The organism is Sphingomonas sp. SP4, from assembly GCF_058313375.1.
The window spans coordinates 965119-983416 of sequence record NZ_JBZFLE010000002.1 but is presented as its reverse complement, the minus strand read 5'-3'; the positions used below and the strand labels follow the sequence as shown (position 1 = coordinate 983416).

The 18298-nt window shown below is 63.1% G+C and carries 22 protein-coding genes; 15 read left to right on the top strand and 7 right to left on the bottom strand.

Annotated features, from left to right (window positions below):
* The first annotated feature begins 3 nt into the window (after positions 1 to 3).
* The gene (locus tag AC4GYV_RS14335) at positions 4 to 864 is read left to right on the top strand and encodes a UTP--glucose-1-phosphate uridylyltransferase (protein ID WP_491101373.1); all 861 of its coding nucleotides are present in this window, start codon (positions 4 to 6) and stop codon (positions 862 to 864) included.
* Here AC4GYV_RS14335 and AC4GYV_RS14330 read toward each other — a convergent pair.
* The 3 genes from AC4GYV_RS14330 to AC4GYV_RS14320 all read right to left on the bottom strand — a co-directional run bounded on the left by AC4GYV_RS14330 (position 848) and on the right by AC4GYV_RS14320 (position 2224).
* Positions 848 to 1372 (bottom strand): response regulator, encoded by a 525-nt coding sequence (locus tag AC4GYV_RS14330; RefSeq protein WP_491101372.1) that lies wholly within the window; start codon positions 1370 to 1372, stop codon positions 848 to 850. The genes AC4GYV_RS14335 and AC4GYV_RS14330 overlap by 17 nt on opposite strands.
* Before the next feature lie 34 nt (positions 1373 to 1406).
* A complete protein-coding gene (locus AC4GYV_RS14325; RefSeq protein WP_491101371.1) occupies positions 1407 to 1538 on the bottom strand; it encodes a hypothetical protein in 132 nt (43 codons plus the stop codon).
* 119 nt (positions 1539 to 1657) lie between these two features.
* Positions 1658 to 2224 carry an HNH endonuclease gene (locus AC4GYV_RS14320; RefSeq protein WP_491101618.1) on the bottom strand — a complete coding sequence of 189 codons (567 nt, stop codon included), beginning with the start codon at positions 2222 to 2224 and terminating at the stop codon, positions 1658 to 1660.
* Positions 2225 to 2407: 183 nt separating this feature from the next.
* Between AC4GYV_RS14320 and gluQRS the strand changes: the two genes are divergently transcribed.
* The 10 genes from gluQRS to AC4GYV_RS14270 all read left to right on the top strand — a co-directional run bounded on the left by gluQRS (position 2408) and on the right by AC4GYV_RS14270 (position 9418).
* Complete coding sequence (gene gluQRS, locus AC4GYV_RS14315; protein WP_491101370.1) at positions 2408 to 3256, top strand: tRNA glutamyl-Q(34) synthetase GluQRS; 849 nt, start codon at positions 2408 to 2410, stop codon at positions 3254 to 3256.
* Between the two features lie 24 nt (positions 3257 to 3280).
* A complete protein-coding gene (locus tag AC4GYV_RS14310) occupies positions 3281 to 3472 on the top strand; it encodes a twin transmembrane helix small protein (protein WP_491101369.1) in 192 nt (63 codons plus the stop codon).
* A gap of 10 nt (positions 3473 to 3482) precedes the next feature.
* Positions 3483 to 4043, top strand: coding sequence for a cob(I)yrinic acid a,c-diamide adenosyltransferase (locus AC4GYV_RS14305; protein WP_491101368.1), 561 nt, complete (start codon positions 3483 to 3485; stop codon positions 4041 to 4043).
* Positions 4044 to 4129: 86 nt separating this feature from the next.
* Positions 4130 to 4753 (top strand): flavodoxin family protein, encoded by a 624-nt coding sequence (locus AC4GYV_RS14300; protein ID WP_491101367.1) that lies wholly within the window; start codon positions 4130 to 4132, stop codon positions 4751 to 4753.
* Complete coding sequence (gene egtB, locus AC4GYV_RS14295) at positions 4750 to 5997, top strand: ergothioneine biosynthesis protein EgtB (protein WP_491101366.1); 1248 nt, start codon at positions 4750 to 4752, stop codon at positions 5995 to 5997. The genes AC4GYV_RS14300 and egtB overlap by 4 nt, the downstream gene beginning before the upstream one ends.
* Before the next feature lie 7 nt (positions 5998 to 6004).
* Positions 6005 to 6952 (top strand): L-histidine N(alpha)-methyltransferase, encoded by a 948-nt coding sequence (egtD, locus tag AC4GYV_RS14290; RefSeq protein ID WP_491101617.1) that lies wholly within the window; start codon positions 6005 to 6007, stop codon positions 6950 to 6952.
* A 24-nt stretch (positions 6953 to 6976) separates the two neighbouring features.
* Positions 6977 to 7276 carry a YggT family protein gene (locus tag AC4GYV_RS14285; protein WP_491101365.1) on the top strand — a complete coding sequence of 100 codons (300 nt, stop codon included), beginning with the start codon at positions 6977 to 6979 and terminating at the stop codon, positions 7274 to 7276.
* Positions 7273 to 8160: a bifunctional methylenetetrahydrofolate dehydrogenase/methenyltetrahydrofolate cyclohydrolase FolD gene (gene folD / locus AC4GYV_RS14280; protein WP_491101364.1), complete on the top strand. Its 888-nt coding sequence runs from the start codon at positions 7273 to 7275 to the stop codon at positions 8158 to 8160. The genes AC4GYV_RS14285 and folD overlap by 4 nt, the downstream gene beginning before the upstream one ends.
* Positions 8157 to 8792 (top strand): hypothetical protein, encoded by a 636-nt coding sequence (locus AC4GYV_RS14275; RefSeq protein ID WP_491101363.1) that lies wholly within the window; start codon positions 8157 to 8159, stop codon positions 8790 to 8792. The genes folD and AC4GYV_RS14275 overlap by 4 nt, the downstream gene beginning before the upstream one ends.
* The gene (locus AC4GYV_RS14270) at positions 8789 to 9418 is read left to right on the top strand and encodes a MarC family protein (RefSeq protein WP_491101362.1); all 630 of its coding nucleotides are present in this window, start codon (positions 8789 to 8791) and stop codon (positions 9416 to 9418) included. Before AC4GYV_RS14275 ends, AC4GYV_RS14270 begins: the two co-directional genes overlap by 4 nt.
* Here AC4GYV_RS14270 and AC4GYV_RS14265 read toward each other — a convergent pair.
* On the bottom strand, positions 9415 to 11214 hold the full coding sequence (locus AC4GYV_RS14265) for an AcrB/AcrD/AcrF family protein (RefSeq protein ID WP_491101361.1): 1800 nt from the start codon (positions 11212 to 11214) through the stop codon (positions 9415 to 9417). The two genes, AC4GYV_RS14270 and AC4GYV_RS14265, sit on opposite strands and share 4 nt — an antisense overlap.
* Before the next feature lie 46 nt (positions 11215 to 11260).
* Between AC4GYV_RS14265 and AC4GYV_RS14260 the strand changes: the two genes are divergently transcribed.
* The gene (locus AC4GYV_RS14260) at positions 11261 to 11662 is read left to right on the top strand and encodes a GtrA family protein (RefSeq protein WP_491101360.1); all 402 of its coding nucleotides are present in this window, start codon (positions 11261 to 11263) and stop codon (positions 11660 to 11662) included.
* Positions 11662 to 12402, top strand: coding sequence for a class I SAM-dependent methyltransferase (locus AC4GYV_RS14255; RefSeq protein WP_491101359.1), 741 nt, complete (start codon positions 11662 to 11664; stop codon positions 12400 to 12402). The genes AC4GYV_RS14260 and AC4GYV_RS14255 overlap by 1 nt, the downstream gene beginning before the upstream one ends.
* On the opposite strand, the gene AC4GYV_RS14250 is transcribed toward AC4GYV_RS14255, so the two are convergent.
* Entirely contained in the window at positions 12358 to 13941 is a 1584-nt protein-coding gene (locus AC4GYV_RS14250) for a hypothetical protein (RefSeq protein ID WP_491101358.1), read from the bottom strand. The two genes, AC4GYV_RS14255 and AC4GYV_RS14250, sit on opposite strands and share 45 nt — an antisense overlap.
* Positions 13942 to 14149: 208 nt before the next feature.
* On the opposite strand from AC4GYV_RS14250, the gene AC4GYV_RS14245 reads away from it, so the two are divergent.
* Both AC4GYV_RS14245 and AC4GYV_RS14240 read left to right on the top strand, forming a co-directional pair.
* Positions 14150 to 15343 carry a glycosyltransferase family 87 protein gene (locus AC4GYV_RS14245; RefSeq protein WP_491101357.1) on the top strand — a complete coding sequence of 398 codons (1194 nt, stop codon included), beginning with the start codon at positions 14150 to 14152 and terminating at the stop codon, positions 15341 to 15343.
* A gap of 11 nt (positions 15344 to 15354) precedes the next feature.
* Positions 15355 to 16056 carry an EF-hand domain-containing protein gene (locus tag AC4GYV_RS14240; RefSeq protein ID WP_491101356.1) on the top strand — a complete coding sequence of 234 codons (702 nt, stop codon included), beginning with the start codon at positions 15355 to 15357 and terminating at the stop codon, positions 16054 to 16056.
* 38 nt (positions 16057 to 16094) lie between these two features.
* Here AC4GYV_RS14240 and AC4GYV_RS14235 read toward each other — a convergent pair whose 3' ends face one another.
* Both AC4GYV_RS14235 and AC4GYV_RS14230 read right to left on the bottom strand, forming a co-directional pair.
* Complete coding sequence (locus tag AC4GYV_RS14235; protein ID WP_491101616.1) at positions 16095 to 17390, bottom strand: class I SAM-dependent methyltransferase; 1296 nt, start codon at positions 17388 to 17390, stop codon at positions 16095 to 16097.
* Positions 17391 to 17449: 59 nt separating this feature from the next.
* Positions 17450 to 18298, bottom strand: a complete 849-nt coding sequence (locus AC4GYV_RS14230; protein WP_491101355.1) for an oxygenase MpaB family protein — start codon at positions 18296 to 18298, stop codon at positions 17450 to 17452.

The window sequence follows — 18298 nt, the reverse complement described above, 5'->3', positions numbered from 1 at the left end:
TACATGGCAAATCGCGTTCGCAAGGCGGTGTTTCCCGTCGCCGGTCTCGGCACCCGCCTGCTTCCGGCCACGAAGAGCATCCCCAAGGAGATGATCACGGTCGTCGACCGCCCGCTGATTCAGTACGCTATCGATGAAGCCCGCGAGGCAGGGATCGAGCAGATGATCTTTGTCACGGGTCGGGGGAAAGCAGCACTCGACGACTATTTCGACATCGGCTTCGAGCTTGAGACGACGATGCGTGAGCGCGGCAAGAGCCTGGACAAGCTTCAGCCGTCACGCTCCGGCTTCGGTGAGATCGTCAGCGTCCGGCAGCAGCAGCCGCTCGGACTCGGTCACGCGGTGTGGTGCGCGCGCGACATCGTCGGCGATGAACCGTTCGCCGTCTTGCTCCCGGACGAGTTAATGTACGGCAAGCCCAATTGCCTGGCGCAAATGGTCGAAGCCTATGGAAAGGTGGGCGGCAACATCGTTGCTGCGCTCGAAGTACCTGCGAGCGAGACGCATCAATATGGCGTGATCGACCCCGGGCCTACCGACGGCCGCCTCACCGAGATTCGCGGGATGGTCGAGAAGCCGCCGCAGGGCACGGCGCCCTCGAACCTGATGCTGCCCGGCCGCTACATCCTGCAGCCGCAGGTGATGCGAGAGCTTGACGCGCAGGAGCCTGGCGCAGGTGGAGAAATTCAGCTGACCGACGCGATCGCCAAGCTGATCGGAAAGCAGCCGCTCAATGCCTATCGCTTCGAGGGCGAGCGCTACGACTGCGGCAGCGCTGCGGGGTTTGTGATCGCCAATCTCGCCATGGCCTTGGAACGCGCTGACGTCGCTCCAAGCGTCCGCGAGTTCATCGCGTCGCGCTGACCTCGACCTGGGCAAGCCGGTCCTTTAGCTCGCCGATCTCGATCGCGCGCTCGACCACGCGCGCGTCGAGCGCGGCATTGTCTTCCTGCAGTCGCTTGAACGTCCGCGCGCGTTCAATCCGGCGATCGATGCGCGCGAACAAGACCTCGAAGTGGAAAGGCTTCAGGATCACGTCGTCTGCCCCGGCCTCATAGGCTTTCACCGCGTCCTCCGGCTTCGACTTGCCGGTGATCAGCATCACGGGAATGTCGCGCCACATCACCTCGTCGCGGATCAGGCGCGTCAACTCGGCACCTGTCATGCGGGGCATGTTCAGTTCGGCAAGCACCAGATCGATGTGCACGCGGTGAAGCTCTGCAACCGCGTCCTGCCCATTCTCAGCGGTCGACACGCGATAACCTGCCTCGACCAGCCTGCGGGCCATGACGCCGAGGTTGGCCTTGTTCGGCTCGACCACGAGAATGCGCGGCCGCTCTTCCAACGATGGGTGAGTTATCCGAACTTCCATTCGGCTGCCCTAGAACAATTTGGTTAATGGCCATTCAACGCAGGACCACGGCCATGAGCAGAAGCAGCAACGCAAGAATGATGAAGACGAACAGGATCAAGACCGAAAGTGGAAGAAAGACCCCGGTTCGGTTGTCGTAGCGATATGCAATCCACGGCAGAGACAAGAAGCCTGCTCCGACGAGGCCAGGCCCGCCAAGTAGCCAAACTAAAACCGCGGCGACTGTAGCAACCGGCGCGACGGACCAAGCCGTATAACGCAGGCTCCGCCGGTCAGGCCTGGAGATCAGGGTTCCAGCTCGACGTCCCAATAGAGATAGTCGCGCCAGCTATCGTGCAGATAGTTGGGCGGGAATGCCCGGCCATGCTCCTGCAGCTGCCAGCTCGTCGGCCGGATCGGCTCGTGCATGATGTGCATGTGCGCTTCCGCAGGCGTCCGCCCGCCCTTGCGCAAATTGCAGGGAGCGCATGCCGTCGCGACATTCTCCCACATTGTGCGTCCGCCCTGGGCACGCGGCACGACGTGATCGAACGTCAGCTCCTTCGCCGAGCCGCAATATACGCAGCGGAATTTGTCGCGGAGGAACAGGTTGAACCGGGTGAAGGCCGGATATTCGTTAGGCTTCACGAACTGCCGGAGCGCAATCACCGACGGCAGCTTCAGCGAGCGGCTCGGCGAGTGCACCTCGCGGTCGTAATGGGCAACAATGTCCACGCGCTCGAGGAACATCGCCTTGATCGCGGTCTGCCAGGGCCAGAGCGACAGCGGGTAGTAGGACAGCGGCGTGTAATCGGCGTTGAGCACCAATGCCGGGCAGCTATCGGGATGGCGGATCAGCTCAGGATGATACATGCGAGCGCCACAAGCCTTTCGTTCGGTCGAACCGAACTGCAGCTCCCCGGCCTCGTCGCACTCAAGGAGGAGAGGGCCCGGCCCGTCTTCCCTTGTTGACCGCCGGATGCCAACCCGGCGTGACATGCGTATGACACCACTTTCAATGACTCCGGGTCAAGAGTCCTTTCGGCAACACCTCAAATGTTCATGACGCGATTCGCGCCGTCGCCGACCGGGCGCCTGCATCTCGGGCACGCTTTCAGCGCCGCGCTGGGACATGCCCGTGCGAGCGAAAGCGGCGGCAAGTTCCTCCTGCGCATCGAAGATCTCGACCAGACACGTGCGCGACGGGAATTCGTGGACGGCATCTACGAGGATCTCCGCTGGCTAGGCCTTGAATGGAGCGAGCCCGTCCTGATCCAGTCGCGACGGACGGATGCCTATGCCGCGGCGCTCGAGCAGCTGAGAGGCGAAGGGCTGGCCTACGCCTGCTTCTGCACGCGAGCCGACATCGCGCAGTCGCTGACCGCGCCACACGGCGACGCCGCAACGTCCTACCCAGGCACATGCCGCGCCTTGTCGGACGACCCCGAGCGCCGAGCAAACACGCCGCACTGCTGGAGACTCGATTCAGGCAAGGCACTTGCAATCGCGGGGCCACCGACTTGGCGCGAGGCCGACGGTCACGGATTTTCAGCGAGAGAGCCAGACATTGGCGACGCAATCCTGGCCAGGAAGGACGCGCCTGCTTCCTACCACCTGTCGTGCGTCGTCGATGACGCGACGAGCGGCGTCACCATGGTCGTGCGCGGCGGCGACCTTCGTCCCTCAACGCCCATTCAGCGGCTGCTTCAAACGCTGCTGGATCTGCCTGAGCCGATCTACCTTCACCATCCGCTCGTCACGCACGAAGACGGCCGCCGCCTTGCAAAACGAGACCTCTCACCGACGCTCGCCGCGATGCGCGACAGCGGGGTGGACGGCCCCATGCTCGTGAGACAGCTCCTAGATGGCGTCCTCCCATCTGGCTTTCGGCTTCAGGACGCCTAAATAGCGCTCATGACACCCCTCCTCATGATCCTACTCGTACTCGCCATGGGGGCGACCGCCTACGTCCTCGTGCGCGGCGTCATCGCCATGGCTTCAGGCAAGGACGTTACCGGCGAGCAGCAGCAGAATTACATGCGCAAGCGCGTCCTCTTCCAGGCAATCGCCATCGTCATCGTGGTCCTGATCCTGGTGGTCGCGGGCCAGGCAGGCCACTGAGCCCGGCCGCTTGGTCAAGCTCAACAAGATCTACACGCGCACCGGCGACGGCGGCAGTGCAGGACTCGTCGATGGCAGCCGGGTCAGCAAGTCGAGCCTCCGGATGGCCGCGATCGGCGAGGTCGACGAGGCCAACGCGGCGATCGGCGTAGCACTCGCCGCGCTTGGCGGAGCCGAACCGGCCAGGGACCTGCTGCGTATCCAGAACGACTTGTTCGATCTAGGCGCGGACGTTGCCACGCCGGGCCACATCGATGGCGCACTTCGCATCATCGCGAGCCAGGTCGAACGGCTGGAGCAAGAGATCGACGCGATGAACGCCGACCTCGCGCCGCTCACCAGCTTCATCCTTCCCAGCGGCTCGGCCGCCGTTTCAGCGTTGCACCTCGCGCGGGCGGTAACGCGCCGCGCCGAGCGGGCAGCTGTCGCACTCAGCGAAAGCGAACCGCTGAACCCGCATCTTCTCGCTTATCTCAACCGCCTGTCAGACCATCTGTTCGTGGCGGCCCGTTTCGTCGCGCGCCGGATAGGTGGCGACGTCCTCTGGCAGCCCGGAGCTACGCGCACCTAGACCAAAGCAGGTACCCGACGCGGGGCACAAAGGCAGGCGCGCGTCGTTATGCTTCCGTTCCACATTCGCAACGGAAGGCTTTGCCAGTGGCGTTGAGCGCGATTGCCCTGAACTGCACGCTCAAGCGCGCCGGATCGGAGCCGTCCTCCACGGACAAGATGATCGACCTGATCGCGGGCGAACTACGCAAGCGCGGCGTGGAAATGCGCGAGACGATCCGTGTCGCCGATCACGACATCAAGCCAGGCGTGACGTCGGACGAAGGGCCGGGGGACGCGTGGCCAGACGTTCGTAGGCGCATCCTCGACTGCGACATCCTGATCTTCGGAACGCCAGTCTGGCTCGGGCAGATGTCCAGCCTCGCCAAGCGCGTGCTCGAGCGCATGGATGCCTTCCTCAGCGAGACCGACGACCAGGGTCGGATGCCCAGCTTCGGCAAGGTCGCGCTGGCCGGCATTGTTGGCAATGAGGACGGCGCACACCACATCACCGCGACATTGTTCCAGGCACTGAACGATGTCGGATGGACCATCCCCGCTGGAGGGTCCGATTATTGGGTGGGCGAAGCGATGCAGAAGACGAACTTCATCGACCTTCCGAAAGTACCGGATCCGGTCCAGCAGGGCGCGGAGATGCTCGCCTCCAATGCTGTTCACCTCGCAACTATGCTAAAGGCGCAGCCCTATCCGGGAGTGCCGCAGTCCAAGTGAACGCTCCGTCGCCGCTCCAGCGCCCTGAGCGCAATGTCGACCAGCTTGCGTCGCGCCTGTTCGCAACGCGCAAGCTGACGCTCGACTTGGCGGCACCGCTGAGCGACGCGGACGCGACGATCCAGCCGTTCCCCGATGCGTCGCCGGCCAAGTGGCACCTCGCGCATACGACATGGTTCTTCGAGACGTTCATCCTGCGCGATCATGTGCCGGGCTATCGGCCGTTCGATGAGCGTTGGGCGTTCCTGTTCAACAGCTATTACGAAGCCGAAGGGCCGCGGCACGCACGTCCCCGCAGGGGCATGCTGAGCCGTCCTTCGCTCGATGAAGTGCGGAGCTATCGCGCTCATGTCGACGAGGCGCTGGAGAGAGTTTTGCCTTCGCTTCCGACCGCGGCGGTGGAGCTCATCGAACTTGGCATCAACCACGAACAGCAGCACCAAGAGCTGTTCCTGACGGACATCCTGGCGACTCTCGCGGAAAACCCGCTCGAACCAGCTTACGCCGAGCTCCCGCCACCCGCGTGCTTCCCCGTCGAGCCGCTGACGTTCCTTCGAGGGCGAGAAGGCATCGTCGAGATCGGTGCAGCTGGCGACGCCTTTGCATTCGACAGCGAGACGCCACGCCACCGCGCGTTCCTATCGGGTCATGAGCTCGCCAACCGCAAGGTTACGAACAAGGATTGGCGCGAGTTCATTGAGGACGGCGGCTACCGCACGGCAACGCTCTGGCTGTCCGAAGGCTGGGACTGGGTCCAGCGGGATTCCATCGCGGCTCCGCTCTACTGGCACGATGATGGGACCGAGTTCACCCTCGGCGGACGCCGCGAGATCGACGCCGCCGCGCCGGTCGCTCACATCAGCTATTTCGAGGCGGACGCCTACGCCCGCTGGGCTGGAGCGCGCCTCCCCACCGAAGCCGAGTGGGAGGATTTCGCTTCCTCGGCCGACTCGAACCTCGGCAACCAGCTCGACGAGGCGGGAGCGGCAATCCCTAGGCCGGGCGGCAGCATGTTCGGCGACGCGTGGGAATGGACGCAAAGTGCCTTCGCTTCCTACCCCGGCTTCTCGCCGGCAGAGGGGGCCGTGGGCGAATACAACGGCAAGTTCATGAGCAGCCAGTTCGTGCTAAGAGGCGCGAGCTGCGCCACGCCGCGCGGTCATAGCCGCGCTACCTACCGCAATTTTTTCCCGCCCGCCGCGCGCTGGCAATTCACAGGAGTTCGCCTTGCTCGCGACGCTTGACGCCCAGATGGACGATCAGACGCGGGCTTTCCGCGACGATGTGCTCGCGGGTCTCTCCGCGCCCACCCCGGCCATTCCGGCGCGTTGGCTCTACGACCTGCGGGGGTCGGAGCTATTCGACGACATCACTCGCCTGCCGACTTATTATCCCACGCGGACGGAAACGACGCTGCTGCACGACATCATGCCGGAGGTCGCTGCGCGCGTTCCCAAAGGCGCCGCAGTGGTGGAGTTTGGCGCCGGATCGGCGACAAAGACGCCGATCCTCCTCGAAGCAATCCAGCCCGCCGCCTACATCCCGGTCGATATTTCCGGCGACTATCTCGAGCAGAGCGCTCGCGATCTCCAGAGGCGCTTCCCTGCAGTCGAGGTCATCCCCGTCGTGGCCGACTTTGCGCGACCCTTCACCTTACCCGCTGGCATCGAGCATCTGCCGAAGCTCGGCTTCTTCCCGGGGTCGACCATCGGCAACTTCGTGCCATGGAGCGCGACCGACCTGCTGCGTCAGTTCCGGGGATTGCTCGGCCCCGGCTCTCAACTGCTCATCGGCATGGATCGCGTGAAGCCGGTGGAGCGCCTGCTCGCCGCTTATGACGATCCGCAGGGCGTGACCGGCGAGTTCAACCTCAACCTGCTGACCCGCATCAATCGGGAGCTCGGCGGCGACATCCGGGAAGACGCTTTCCGCCACGAAGCGCGCTGGAACGACATCCTGTCGCGCATTGAAATGCATCTCGTCGCCACCCGCGACGTCGAGTTCAGCATCGCCGGGCGCAAATTCCATTTCTCGAAGGGCTCCTCGATCCACACCGAGAACAGCCACAAATATGGCCAGCGCGGCGGCAGGGTCCTGCTGCTTGCCGGCGGATGGACCCCGCACGCCGAATGGACCGACGCCGAAGAGGATTTCGCGGAGATCCTTGCAGTCGCCGAACCTGAGAGGTTTGCGCCGTAACTTTCGCCCGGCTAAGCCGCCCCTATGCTTCTCGCCCTTGTCGACATCGCGAATCTGCTGCTGACCGTCCTGACCTGGATCATCATCATCCAGGTAGTTCTCAGCTGGCTGCTCGCCTTCAACGTTCTCAACGTCCACTCGCAGGGCGTGCGCGCCTTCGCCATTGCGCTCGACCGTATCACGGCGCCGCTCTATCGGCCGATCAGGCGCTTGCTGCCGGACTTCGGCGGGATCGATTTCTCCCCGTTCGTCATCCTGATCCTGATCCAGGTCCTGCAACGGCTGCTCGCCGGCGTCGCCACTCAATATTACGTGGGCGGATGACCGCGAGGCTGATCGACGGAAAGGCCTTCGCGGCCGGTCTTCGCGAGCGGGTCGCGGGATTCGCCGCGCAATTCACATCGAACCAGGGTCGCCCGCCGGGCCTCGCGGTGGTCCTTGTCGGCGAACATCCGCCGAGCGCTGCTTATGTACGCTCCAAGGCCAAGGCGACACGTGAGGCCGGCATGGAGAGCTTCGAACACAAGCTCCCCGCCGACGTTTCGCAAGGCCAGCTTATGGCATTGGTCGATGAGCTGAACGCCGACCCCGCCGTCGACGGCATCCTCGTCCAACTGCCGCTTCCACAACACATCGACGAGACTGCGATCATCCTTCGCCTAGATCCCGACAAGGATGTCGACGGCTTCCATCCGATGAACGCGGGCCGGCTGGCCGTCGGATTGGAAGGGCTCGTTCCCTGCACGCCGCTCGGCTGCCTGATGCTGCTTCAGAATGAGCTCGGCAATCTGAGTGGTCTCGATGCCATCGTGGTCGGCCGATCGAACATCGTCGGCAAGCCGATGGCGCAGCTCCTCGTTCAGGCCAGCTGCACGGTCACGGTGGCCCACTCGCGGACGCGCGATCTGCCCGAGGCCCTCAGGAAGGCGGACATCGTCGTCGCTGCCGTTGGCCGGCCCGAGCTGATCCGCGGCGATTGGCTGAAGCCCGGCGCGGCCGTCATCGACGTCGGCCAGGAGCGCGTCGAACAGCCCGACGGCACGCGCAAGCTGCTCGGGGATGTCGCCTTCGACGAGGCGCTTGAAGTAGCCGGCGCAATCACGCCCGTTCCCGGCGGCGTTGGGCCGATGACCATCGCCTGCCTGCTTCGCAACACCGTCGTCGCCGCGCACCGTCGTGCGGGGCTTGCAGACCCGGAGGGCCTATGATCGCCGCGTTCCTTCTTGCTGCCGCTTCCCCAATTCCGACCGCTGTCGACGTCGAATATGAATTCGCGATCGACGCTCAGCAGCACGGCCAGTGGACCGCGTTCCGCAAATGGGCGGACAAGGACGCGGTCATGTTCAATCCGCAAGCCGTTTGGGCGCGGGACTATCTGGCGGGCCGCAAGGATCCTCCTAAGTCCGTGCGCTGGTGGCCCGCCCACAGCTTCCTGTCCTGCGACGGCCGAACCGCGGTGAACACCGGCCCTTGGGTCGCCGGCGATAACAAGAGCCACGGCACCTTCACGACCGTGTGGCAGCGCAACGGCTCGACGTGGCGCTGGGTGTATGACGGGGGCACCACCGATAAAGGCCCAGCATCTCAACCGCCACGCCCGCAGATCCACCGCGCCACCTGTCGCGGGAAGGCGCCGGGTGCACCGATCATTCCACCACCGCCACTGACGCCGAACCAGTCGCTGAAGACGCCCGTCGACAACGGCCGCGGCGAATCCGCCGACAAGACGCTCGGCTGGGACTGGAAAGTCGAGAAGAATGGCGCCCGCAAGTTCCGCGTCTATCAGTGGAACGGCAAAGGCTACGCGCAGGTCCTCTACAACGACATTCCCGCAGAATGATTGAACTCTTCGGATCGGCGTTGGTCACCTTCCTGGTGATCATCGATCCGCCGGGCTGTGCACCGATCTTCGCAAGCCTGACGCGCGGCGCGAGCCGTGCGGACCGCCGGTCGATGGCGATCCGCTCCTGCGTCATCGCCTGGGCGATCCTGATGTTCTTCGCCCTGCTTGGGCGCCCGATGCTTCACGCGCTAGGCATCAGCCTGGCCAGCTTCCGCATCGCGGGCGGAATCCTGCTCTTCTACATCGCTGTCGAGATGGTGTTCGAAAAGCGCACCGAACGCCGCGAGGGCCGGGCTCATTCGATCGAGGGCACGCCGGAAGCGGAGGACATCAGCGTGTTTCCCATGGCCATGCCGATGATCGCGGGGCCGGGCTCCATCGCCAGCGCCATGCTTTGGATTTCACGCGCGGAGACCACGATCCACGTCTTCATCGTGCTGTCGGCAATCACCGTCGTCATGGTGATGACCCTTCTAACGCTGCTCGCTGCGGAACCCCTGATGCGGCTCGTCGGCGAAAAGATCGAGGCGGTTATCACGCGCATTCTCGGCGTGATATTGGCGGCGCTAGCGGCTCAATTCGTGATCGACGGCCTGAAGCAGAGCTTCCCAACGCTGGCCTAGCCAACCACCTTCCACATCCGGAACGGCGACTCCTTCGGCAGCTGAACCGGCGCCAACCAGTTCGGTACCTGGCCCTTCTGCAGCTGCGCGTAAAAGCCCTTCGGCGCCTCGGCCATGAAGATCGTCGTGGTCGATGCGCTTGGGCACGTCAGCAAATAGGTCGAATGATATTTGGTGATCAGGCGATGTGCCTGGTCCGCATCCCCACGGAACGCATTCATCACATCGGCGATCTGCTCTCCGTTGCGGTGATAGGGTCCGGCGATTGAATCGTGATGGGTGACCGTGATCAAGCGAGGCCCAAGATCGATGAACGTGAACACCACGCCCTTCGGCTGAAGCGCAACGGGCCGCAGTCCCCACATCGACGCGCAGCCGGCATTCGCCTTTCCGACCGCCTTTTCACGAGGCGTCGACGCCTTTTCGGGGATCGCCAGGAAGATCAGCGGAATCGCGGCGCCAACCGCGACAACCACAACGCCAACGGTCGCCAGCACCCGCGGGATCGTCGACGTGAGCCGCTGCGCCGCCGGCACCAAGTACCAAGCCAACGTAGCGGCACCGATGGCCGCCATCATTTGCGCCGCCGGTCCAGTGCGTGTCTGCCACAGCAGCAGCACGGCCGCGGCGATGGATGGAACGGCGGCTCCCACCACCCGCCGGAAAAGATCGCGATCGCCGCGCTTCATCCAAGCCAGGAGGATCCATCCGATAGTGCCGGTGATCGGTAGCGCCACGATCAAGGCCGCCGTGCGCCAGGCATGCTTATAGACGGGCAGCGCTTCCTTGACGTGGCTCAACCACAGCTGATTGACCTCGTCCGAAACGCCCTCGAGCCGCTGAAGGCAGTGCGGCCAGGTGAGTACATGGAAGCCTGCAATGATTGCACCGGCGCCGAACGCGAGGCCGAGCCGCTTGCGCCAGTCGGCAGGCGAAACCAGCGAGAGTCCATACATCAACGCCGATGCGACCACCGCATCCGAGAGCCACACCGGTGACAGCGCGTCGCAGACGGGGGCGCGATTGTCGTATGAAGCGAAGATCAGGAAGGCGAGGGCGGTGGATCCGCCGAGCGATACGGCATAGGTCCGCAACCTCAGCCGCTCTTCAACATCATCCACCCAGAACAGCACGACCGCGACACCGGCGAGGGCCAGGTAGATGATCATCTCCAGCCCAATCGCAAGCGACAAAGCGGTCGAAATGCCGAGGACGAGCCCGCCCCGCGCCCCCTTGGGATCTGCCAACGCCGAAATGCTCAGCGCTAACAAAGCAAGCTGCCAGCCATGGTGATCGATGCGCTCCGGCATGAACATGCCGGTCGTCGAGCCCGCGCAAAGCACTGCACCAAATGCGATCGGATAGGCGCGTGGGTCGATAAGCCGCCGTGCGGTCAGCGCGACCGAGAACAGCAGCAGGAAATAGGGCAGCAACGGCGCGATCGCGACCGCCCAGCGCTCCGCGCCCGCGCCGCCAAGGAAAGGCCGCAGCCCCAGGATCAGCCCGGCGATCGGCAAGTCGACCAGCCGCGACCAGTGGATATTCGCGCCCGCCGGCGGGTTCAGGCGATAATTGCGAAGGTCAAACCAGCCCTGGCCGTGAAGCAGGCCGCGGACCTGCATCATCCGCATATTATCGTCGGTGTCGCCGAGCCTGAAGAAGTGGATGTTGCTGAGGTTGCTGAGGATGAACCAGGCGCAGAATATCAGCCAAAGGACAACGGTAATCCGCTTCCAATGGCGGTCGAGCAGTTCGACGAACCGCTCTTCAAATGTCTGCTCCTTGCGCACCAGCATGTTTCCGGCTCTAGCCGCTGAAGTCTAAACGGCAAGCAAACCCGAAATGGCGACGAGATTAAACCTGAGTAATCAAGAGTTCGCGCAGCTGACGCGCTTCGCGATCGTGGGCTTCTCCCTCGCGGGCGTTTATTCGGCCATCTATTGGAGCCTCGCGACTTATGTGATGTCGCCGATGCTGGCGGTCGTCATCGCATTCCTCATCGCAGTTTCGATCGGATTCGTGCTGCACAGCCGCTGGAGCTTCCGCGGCCACGGCAAGCGCGAGGATCGCGCGATGAAGCTGAAGTTCCTTGCCGTGCAAACCTCGGGATTCTTCCTCAACGAAGCCTTCACCTGGTTCCTGACCGGCCCCATGCAGGGCCCAACCTGGTGGCCGCTGATCCCCGCGATCTTCGTCACGCCGCTCGCGACCTACATCCTCAACCGGCAGTTGGTTTTCCGCTGATGGAGCGCGTCGTCTACGAGCAGATGGCGGAGCTGGACGAGCGCCACTGGTGGTATCGAGCCCGTCGCGAAGTGCTCGCTTCGCTCATCCGCCGGTTGGCCTCGCCGCCCCGAAATGGACAGATCCTGGAGATCGGCTGCGGCACGGGCCACAACCTGCCGATGCTCAGCCAGTTCGGCCATGTCGACGCACTCGAGCTCGACGAGGAAGCGCGCCATCATGCCAAAAAGCGCCTGGGCCGGGAGATCATGAGCGCGCCGCTCCCCGAGCTCGCCGGGGTTCCGGATCGCAAATACGACCTGATCGGCGCATTCGATGTCATCGAGCATATCGACGACGACCGGGCAGCCATCGCGTCGATTGCCGGCAAGCTGAAGCCGACCGGCAAGTTCGTTATGACGGTGCCCGCTCACCAGTGGATGTGGTCGGCGCACGATGCGGTAAACCACCACAAACGCCGTTATTCCAAGGGCGCGCTGAAACGCTTGATCGAGGGATCACCACTGCGGCTCGATCGCATCGGCTACTTCAACAGCCTGCTCTTCCCCGTCGCGGTCGCCGAACGCATGTCGTCCAAGGCTCGCGGCAAGGACGACGCGGATCTGGTTTTGCCGGCGGCGCCGCTCAACAAGGCTTTGGAACGCACCTTCGCGGCTGAGCGCCACATGATTGGACGGATTCCATTGCCGCCCGGGCTATCGCTTTATGCCGTCGCCTCCATGAAGCCGGTAAAGCACTGATCCCGGTCCCCGCCACACCATGTCTAGGTCCGCGACCAGCGTCTCATCGTAAGGCGGTACGTCAATCAGCCACACATAGTCGAAATCGTCGCGCGGCAACGCGCTAAGCGACTCATTGATCTGCCTGTGGAGGCGATCCCGGCAATTATTGGGGCGAACGAGCTGGGATGGGTCTGCCGCGAAATAGCCGGCCGAGCGATATTTGAGATCGAGCAGGTTGATGCCTTCGAGCAGCCACTGGTCGTTCGAGAAGCCGTTCTTCCGAACGATGACCATCGCGCCAAGGTGCGCGTTGCGCAGCGGCGGCCAATATTCGGCACAAGTCATGCCGGTGAGCGAGATTACGCGGGCACCTTCGCCCACATGGTTGAGCGCCTCGAGTTTGGCCATTTGATCATCGGCGGCACGCGCGAGGCTGACGGTGTTTGCGACCGTGCGCGTCGCAAAGAACAACAAGCTCAGCGTCACAAGGACGTGCGCCGTCCTCCCGTGCTGAGTACCCCTGAAGCGGATGGCGAGCAGCCCGACGGCGATCAGATAGGGCACCAGCCGCATGTCGGCATAAGCGGAACCGAATACGATTCTGGGCAGCAGCACGAACGACGCCGCAAGGACCATCGCCGAAAAAACGAGGTTTCGGGAAAGCGTCAGTGTCTTTCCGAAAATGCGGTTCGCGATGGCGTAGAGAAAGACGAGGGTGGGCAGCGCAACCGAAGCAATGTCGAACCACTTCCAGCGGTCGCGCAGTGCTGAGTAGATCCACACCCACTTGAACTTCCATTCGAACCAGCCCGAGGTCTGGCCGCCGTGCGTCTCGCTCCGCCAGATGAGCATGATCAGGATCGGTCCCGCCATGACAGAAGCGCGCAGCGCTGCTTCTAGGCCCGCTCGCCACCACGTCCGGCCGCGATCGTGAAGCCGCACCGCTTCTGCAGAGAAACACAAGAGGCCGAGGAGTCCCCAGCCGTAGGTGTGGGTGAAGAAAAGGACGAGGGAGATGGGTACGAACACCCATTCGCGAGCGACCGTTCGATCGAGCCGACCAAGCCTCAACCACAGCCCGAACGCGAGAAACGCGAGGGCCACCGACAAGGTGAAATTCACAAAACCGAACAGGAACGGGAACCCGTAGATGAATGGCAGCGCCAGAAACGCGGTTGGCGGAATCCGTCCGTGAACCTCGCGGGCGACCCACAGAAAGCCAATAGCGGTCAGCGGCGGGATCAGCATGACGATGAACTTCACCGCCGGTTCGAGGCCCATGATCGGTCCGAGCGCCAGCACCAGCAGGTCGACACCCAAATTGCCGATCAGAGCCCAATGATAGTTGAAGTATTTCTGCAGCCAGATCGACTGGTCGAGGTCGAGCTCGACCCGGTAACGGCCCATGTGCCCGAACAGGTCCACCAACGGCGGGATCGGCGGGTAGAGCAATGGCACCATGGTCGCGAAGACGATGAGCGCCAGAAACCAGCGCGACTCCCACCAGGAAGCCGGCTCATTTCCCCCATGTGCCGTCGGTGCCGCTGACACCGCCATTGCTACGCCCCACGAAATTGAACGGCGCTCACTAGCGGGGTGACGCCATTTGTCCATGCGCAACAGAGAGGGCGCTTGCCTAATCGCTCGCGATCGATGACCGACGGCTAACGAAACATTAGCCATGCCCGGCTAGACACGGCGCCGTCGGAACCCCGAAAGGTGTTGGATGAGGGCGCGGGCCATTACGAGTTCTGAGCCAAGGCGAATGGCACAATGGATGGTCTGGGCGTTTGCATTGGCCATCATGCTGGTACTGTTCATGCGCGACCTGCTCACGTTCGACCACGGCGCGATTTTAGGGGGGGATTTCTGGGGTCGCGACTTCATCAATATGTGGACCGGCGGTCAATTGGTCCGCTCAGGCCGCGTCGACGTGCTGCTGAACTTTCATTCCTATGTCGATTATCAGCGAAGCCTCTTCGGCCAGATCGATCCGCATAACTACTCGTACCCGCCGGTCACGTACCCGCTCGCCGCCTTGATCTCCGTGCTGCCGTATTGGGCCGCCCTGCTTGCCTGGCTCGGCGGAACCGGCACTCTGTTCGCTTATGCCTGCCGCCGCTGGTGGCCGACGGCGGCAGGACCGTTCTGGCTCGCGGCGCTAACTCCGGCCGCTCTGCTGACAGTTTGGGACGGCCAATATGGCTTTCTGATCGGCTCTCTCTATTTGCTCGGCTGGCAATTGCTGGATGAGCATCCGCAGCGCGCCGGCGTCGCGTTTGGATTGATGTTGCTCAAGCCGCATCTCGCTGTCCTTATACCGATCGTTTTGTTGGCTCGGCGCGACTGGATGGCAATTGCGAGCGCTGCACTGACAGTCGTTGTACTGGTCGCAGGATCGGTCCTCTGCTTCGGCTGGGAACCGTGGTCCGACTTCCTCTTCCGGACCGGCGCGGCGCAAACTTCGATGATCAATGCGGGCCACACATTCTACAGCTTCCTCGCCACATCGACCGCGACAGCTGTGATGCAATTTGGGGTAGGTTGGACGGTAGGCCTGCTCGTTCACGCCGTCATCGCGACAGCGGCGATAGCGCTCGTTTGCATTGCCGCACTGCGCAGGATCCCGACGAGAGATCTCGCCTTTCTCACCGCGACCGGTACATTCTTGGTCCTTCCTTATGCGTTCAATTACGATCTCACGGTCGTTTGCGTGGGCGCCGTTGTCCTGATGAACAGCGCAGTCGTCAGCGACCTTGAGTATAAGGCGGCTTGCTACGGGTTCATGTGCCCAGTGCTCGGAATGATGGCGGCCGTCGTGGGCCTCCCGCTCATGCCAGTCATGTTGATCGCGCTGGCGGTCGCGCAATTCCATTGCTGGGTGATGCGCGGAACAAGGCTGACAGCCGTTCAACTGCCCGCAAGTTTACGAGGATTAGTTTCTCCTCAACATTCCTGAGGAGGTAGTCGATGAAAGTCCATTTGATCGGCGTGACCGCCGTTGCTGTTTTCGCCGCAGGCGCAGCGTTCGCGCAAACTACTCCCACTTCGCCAGCACCGCCTTCGAAGCACGCGCGCTTCGACAAGACCGAGACTCGCGCGGATGTGCAGGCACATGTGCAGAAGATCTTCGCTCGCTTCGATGCAAACCATGACGGCTTTATCACCAAGGACGAGATCGCCGTTGCTCAATCCCAGTTCGCAGCGAAGGCGCAGGAGAAAGCCAAGCATTTCGATCCGTCGAAGATGTTCGACCGCTTCGACACGAACCATGACGGGCAGATCACGAAAGCGGAAGCCGACGCAGTGCGCGCCGCCCGCGCAGCCGCTCGCGCCAGCAAGACTGACACTTCCCAACGTCCGGTTCGGGGCGACAACATGTTCGCTCGTTTCGACGCCAACAAGGACGGAGTAGTCACGCGGGCCGAATTCGATGCCGTAATGTCCACGCGCATGGCCCGCTTCGCCAACGCGGGCATGCACCGCCGCTTTGGCGGCCACTTGTTCGAAATGGCCGATACCAACAAGGACGGGAAGGTGTCGCTAGCGGAAGCGCAGACCCTTGCGCTGCAGCACTTCGACCAGGCCGATCTCAATCACGACGGCAAGCTGACTCCGGACGAGCGGCGCCAGGCGCGTCAGACCATGCGCGGCATGCATCACCCGGCCTGATTGTAGGCAAGATGGCCCGGACCTTTCCGGGCCTTTCTTCACTCCGCGAATTCAGGCTCTTCAGACCGGCGCCGCCTGACGGCAGGCTTCTTGGGGGTATCGGCTTCGGCTGCGATCTTGCGATAACGTTGCTCGGTCTCGAGCATGTAATCGCGCGTGATCGGCACGGCGTTTCGATCGCGCACGTACTGGACCTGGTAATTGCAGGCCGCGCCGTCCTCAAACATCACGATCCCGCCGGCGAGGTAGAATTCCCACATTCGGAAGAAGCGTTCGTCGTACATCGCCTCGATCGCCGGCCGCGCCTTGATGGCGCGCTCCAGCCAGTGGCGAAGCGTGTAGGCGTAGTGCCGCCGTAGATTCTCGATGTCGCTTGCGATCAGCCGCGACTTCTCGCTCGCTTCCGTCATCTGGCTGATCGAGGGAAGGTGGTAGCCAGGGAAGATCCACTTGTCGGTGAATGGATCGGGCGAGTCTGACGGCCCACCGAGCTTGCCGATTGTGTGCAGAAGCATCACGCCATCGAGCTTCAGCAGGTCGCGGCACTTAGCGAAGAACTCATCATAGTGTTTCGCGCCGACATGCTCGAACATCCCGACTGACACGATGCGGTCGAACTGCTCGTCGAGGTTTCGATAGTCGATCAGCTCGAACTTAACATGATCGGAGACACCGGCGTCCTTGGCCCGCTGGCGCGCGATCTTCAGCTGGCGTTCGGATAGAGTAACGCCGAGAACGTCAACGCCGGCTACCTTATGGAGGTAGAGCGCCATTCCACCCCAGCCGCACCCGATATCGAGCACGCGCTGACCCGGCTTCAGCGCCAACTTCGCCGCGATATGCGCCTTCTTGTCTGACTGCGCCTGCTCCAGGCCGTTCTTCGGATCCGTGAAGTAAGCGCAGCTGTACTGCTTGTCGTCGTCGAGGAAGAGTTCGTAGAGCTCGTCCTTGAGGTCGTAATGGTGAGCGACATTCTTCCGCGCCCACTTCAGATTGTTCCGCTTGAACAGCTTGAGCAGGCTCTTGCGGCCCTTCGCCTTGGACAGCGTCTTGCGACCACTGCCGCCATCCTCCCAGCGATTGGCCCCGACGATCAGCTCGAGCAGGTCGAGGATCGTGCCGTCCTCGATGACCAGCCGCCCATCCATGTAGGTCTCACCGATCCCGAGGCGCGGATTCTTGAGGATGTCGAACGCCACCTTGCGGTCGGTGAAGCGCACCGTGAGGTGCTTACCCCCGCCCTTGCCATAGGTCTGCGGCGGCTTGCCGGGCAGCAGCAAGGTGATGCTGCCCTTGCGCAGCAGCTTGTCGACGAGCTTCCCGATCAGCGCCATGCTCTTTGAAACTCCGTTGCGTTCAAGCACCGATGGCACGTGTCGAGCGCGCCCGCAAATTAATGGTCCTTGCGGTAGTGTTCGCCGGCGAACGCCCAGCGCAGCGTCTGCGCGACGCCATAGGTCGCGCCTCGCACGACCGGCGGCAGCATCGGCCGGGACAGTCCATGCATATCGCGGGCAAAGGTTGGCATCAGGTCGACTGCTGCATTCATGATCAACGGCTGTACGGCTGCCTCTGCGAGAGAAGATGCGGAAGGTTTGAGGACGAGGTCGCGGAATTCCCGCGTGCGATCGTCCGCCCGCAACTCGGTACGGAAGTCGGCGATCAGTCGCTCTGCCTCGGCGCGAGTCCGGGGTACGGGATCAGCATTGAGCAGCCGCGCGACCTCTCCGCTCTCGGCGAAGTAGGTGTCTTGGTCCCGGCCGCTCATCCGCGGCTCGGCGTAGCGCCGCCAGCTGTCGAGAAAGTTCACCGCCCCCGCGACGTGTACCCAAGCGAGCAGCCACGGATCGGTCGCCCGATATTCGGTACCGTCCGGCAGAGTGCCGCTGACTTGCTCGTGGATGGCTTTGACCTTCGCGATCGCGGCCAATGCTGAATCCCGCTGCGCGTAAGTCGTCGTGGCAATGAAGCGTGCCGTACGCCGCAACCGCCCGAGCTGGTCGTGCTCCACGTCGCTATGATCCCACACCCCGCCGAGCGCCTTGGGGTGAAGCATCTGCGTCAGAAGCGCTGCGATGCCGCCGACCATCATCGAGGTCACATCGCCGTGCACGCGCCGGATCACCGAGCCCATCGGGAACAAGGCGTCGGGCGATGCCGGGACCGGCTTCTCGCCCCTCGATTGATCGTTGAACGTCGCCCGGACCTGTCTCACCAATGCTCGGCGGACCGGCGACAACAT

Coding starts and splice junctions, on each gene's coding strand:
- AC4GYV_RS14310 (WP_491101369.1), top strand. CDS start 3,281: ATGATCCTACTCGTACTCGCCATGGGGGCGACCGCCTACGTCCTCGTG.
- AC4GYV_RS14320 (WP_491101618.1), bottom strand. CDS start 2,224: ATGTATCATCCTGAGCTGATCCGCCATCCCGATAGCTGCCCGGCATTG.
- AC4GYV_RS14240 (WP_491101356.1), top strand. CDS start 15,355: ATGAAAGTCCATTTGATCGGCGTGACCGCCGTTGCTGTTTTCGCCGCA.
- egtD (WP_491101617.1), top strand. CDS start 6,005: ATGGACGATCAGACGCGGGCTTTCCGCGACGATGTGCTCGCGGGTCTC.
- AC4GYV_RS14275 (WP_491101363.1), top strand. CDS start 8,157: ATGATCGCCGCGTTCCTTCTTGCTGCCGCTTCCCCAATTCCGACCGCT.
- AC4GYV_RS14250 (WP_491101358.1), bottom strand. CDS start 13,941: ATGGCGGTGTCAGCGGCACCGACGGCACATGGGGGAAATGAGCCGGCT.
- AC4GYV_RS14235 (WP_491101616.1), bottom strand. CDS start 17,390: ATGGCGCTGATCGGGAAGCTCGTCGACAAGCTGCTGCGCAAGGGCAGC.
- AC4GYV_RS14260 (WP_491101360.1), top strand. CDS start 11,261: ATGGCGACGAGATTAAACCTGAGTAATCAAGAGTTCGCGCAGCTGACG.
- folD (WP_491101364.1), top strand. CDS start 7,273: ATGACCGCGAGGCTGATCGACGGAAAGGCCTTCGCGGCCGGTCTTCGC.
- AC4GYV_RS14230 (WP_491101355.1), bottom strand. CDS start 18,298: ATGTTGTCGCCGGTCCGCCGAGCATTGGTGAGACAGGTCCGGGCGACG.
- AC4GYV_RS14270 (WP_491101362.1), top strand. CDS start 8,789: ATGATTGAACTCTTCGGATCGGCGTTGGTCACCTTCCTGGTGATCATC.
- AC4GYV_RS14285 (WP_491101365.1), top strand. CDS start 6,977: ATGCTTCTCGCCCTTGTCGACATCGCGAATCTGCTGCTGACCGTCCTG.
- AC4GYV_RS14330 (WP_491101372.1), bottom strand. CDS start 1,372: ATGGAAGTTCGGATAACTCACCCATCGTTGGAAGAGCGGCCGCGCATT.
- AC4GYV_RS14265 (WP_491101361.1), bottom strand. CDS start 11,214: ATGCTGGTGCGCAAGGAGCAGACATTTGAAGAGCGGTTCGTCGAACTG.
- AC4GYV_RS14255 (WP_491101359.1), top strand. CDS start 11,662: ATGGAGCGCGTCGTCTACGAGCAGATGGCGGAGCTGGACGAGCGCCAC.
- gluQRS (WP_491101370.1), top strand. CDS start 2,408: ATGTTCATGACGCGATTCGCGCCGTCGCCGACCGGGCGCCTGCATCTC.
- AC4GYV_RS14335 (WP_491101373.1), top strand. CDS start 4: ATGGCAAATCGCGTTCGCAAGGCGGTGTTTCCCGTCGCCGGTCTCGGC.
- AC4GYV_RS14245 (WP_491101357.1), top strand. CDS start 14,150: ATGGCACAATGGATGGTCTGGGCGTTTGCATTGGCCATCATGCTGGTA.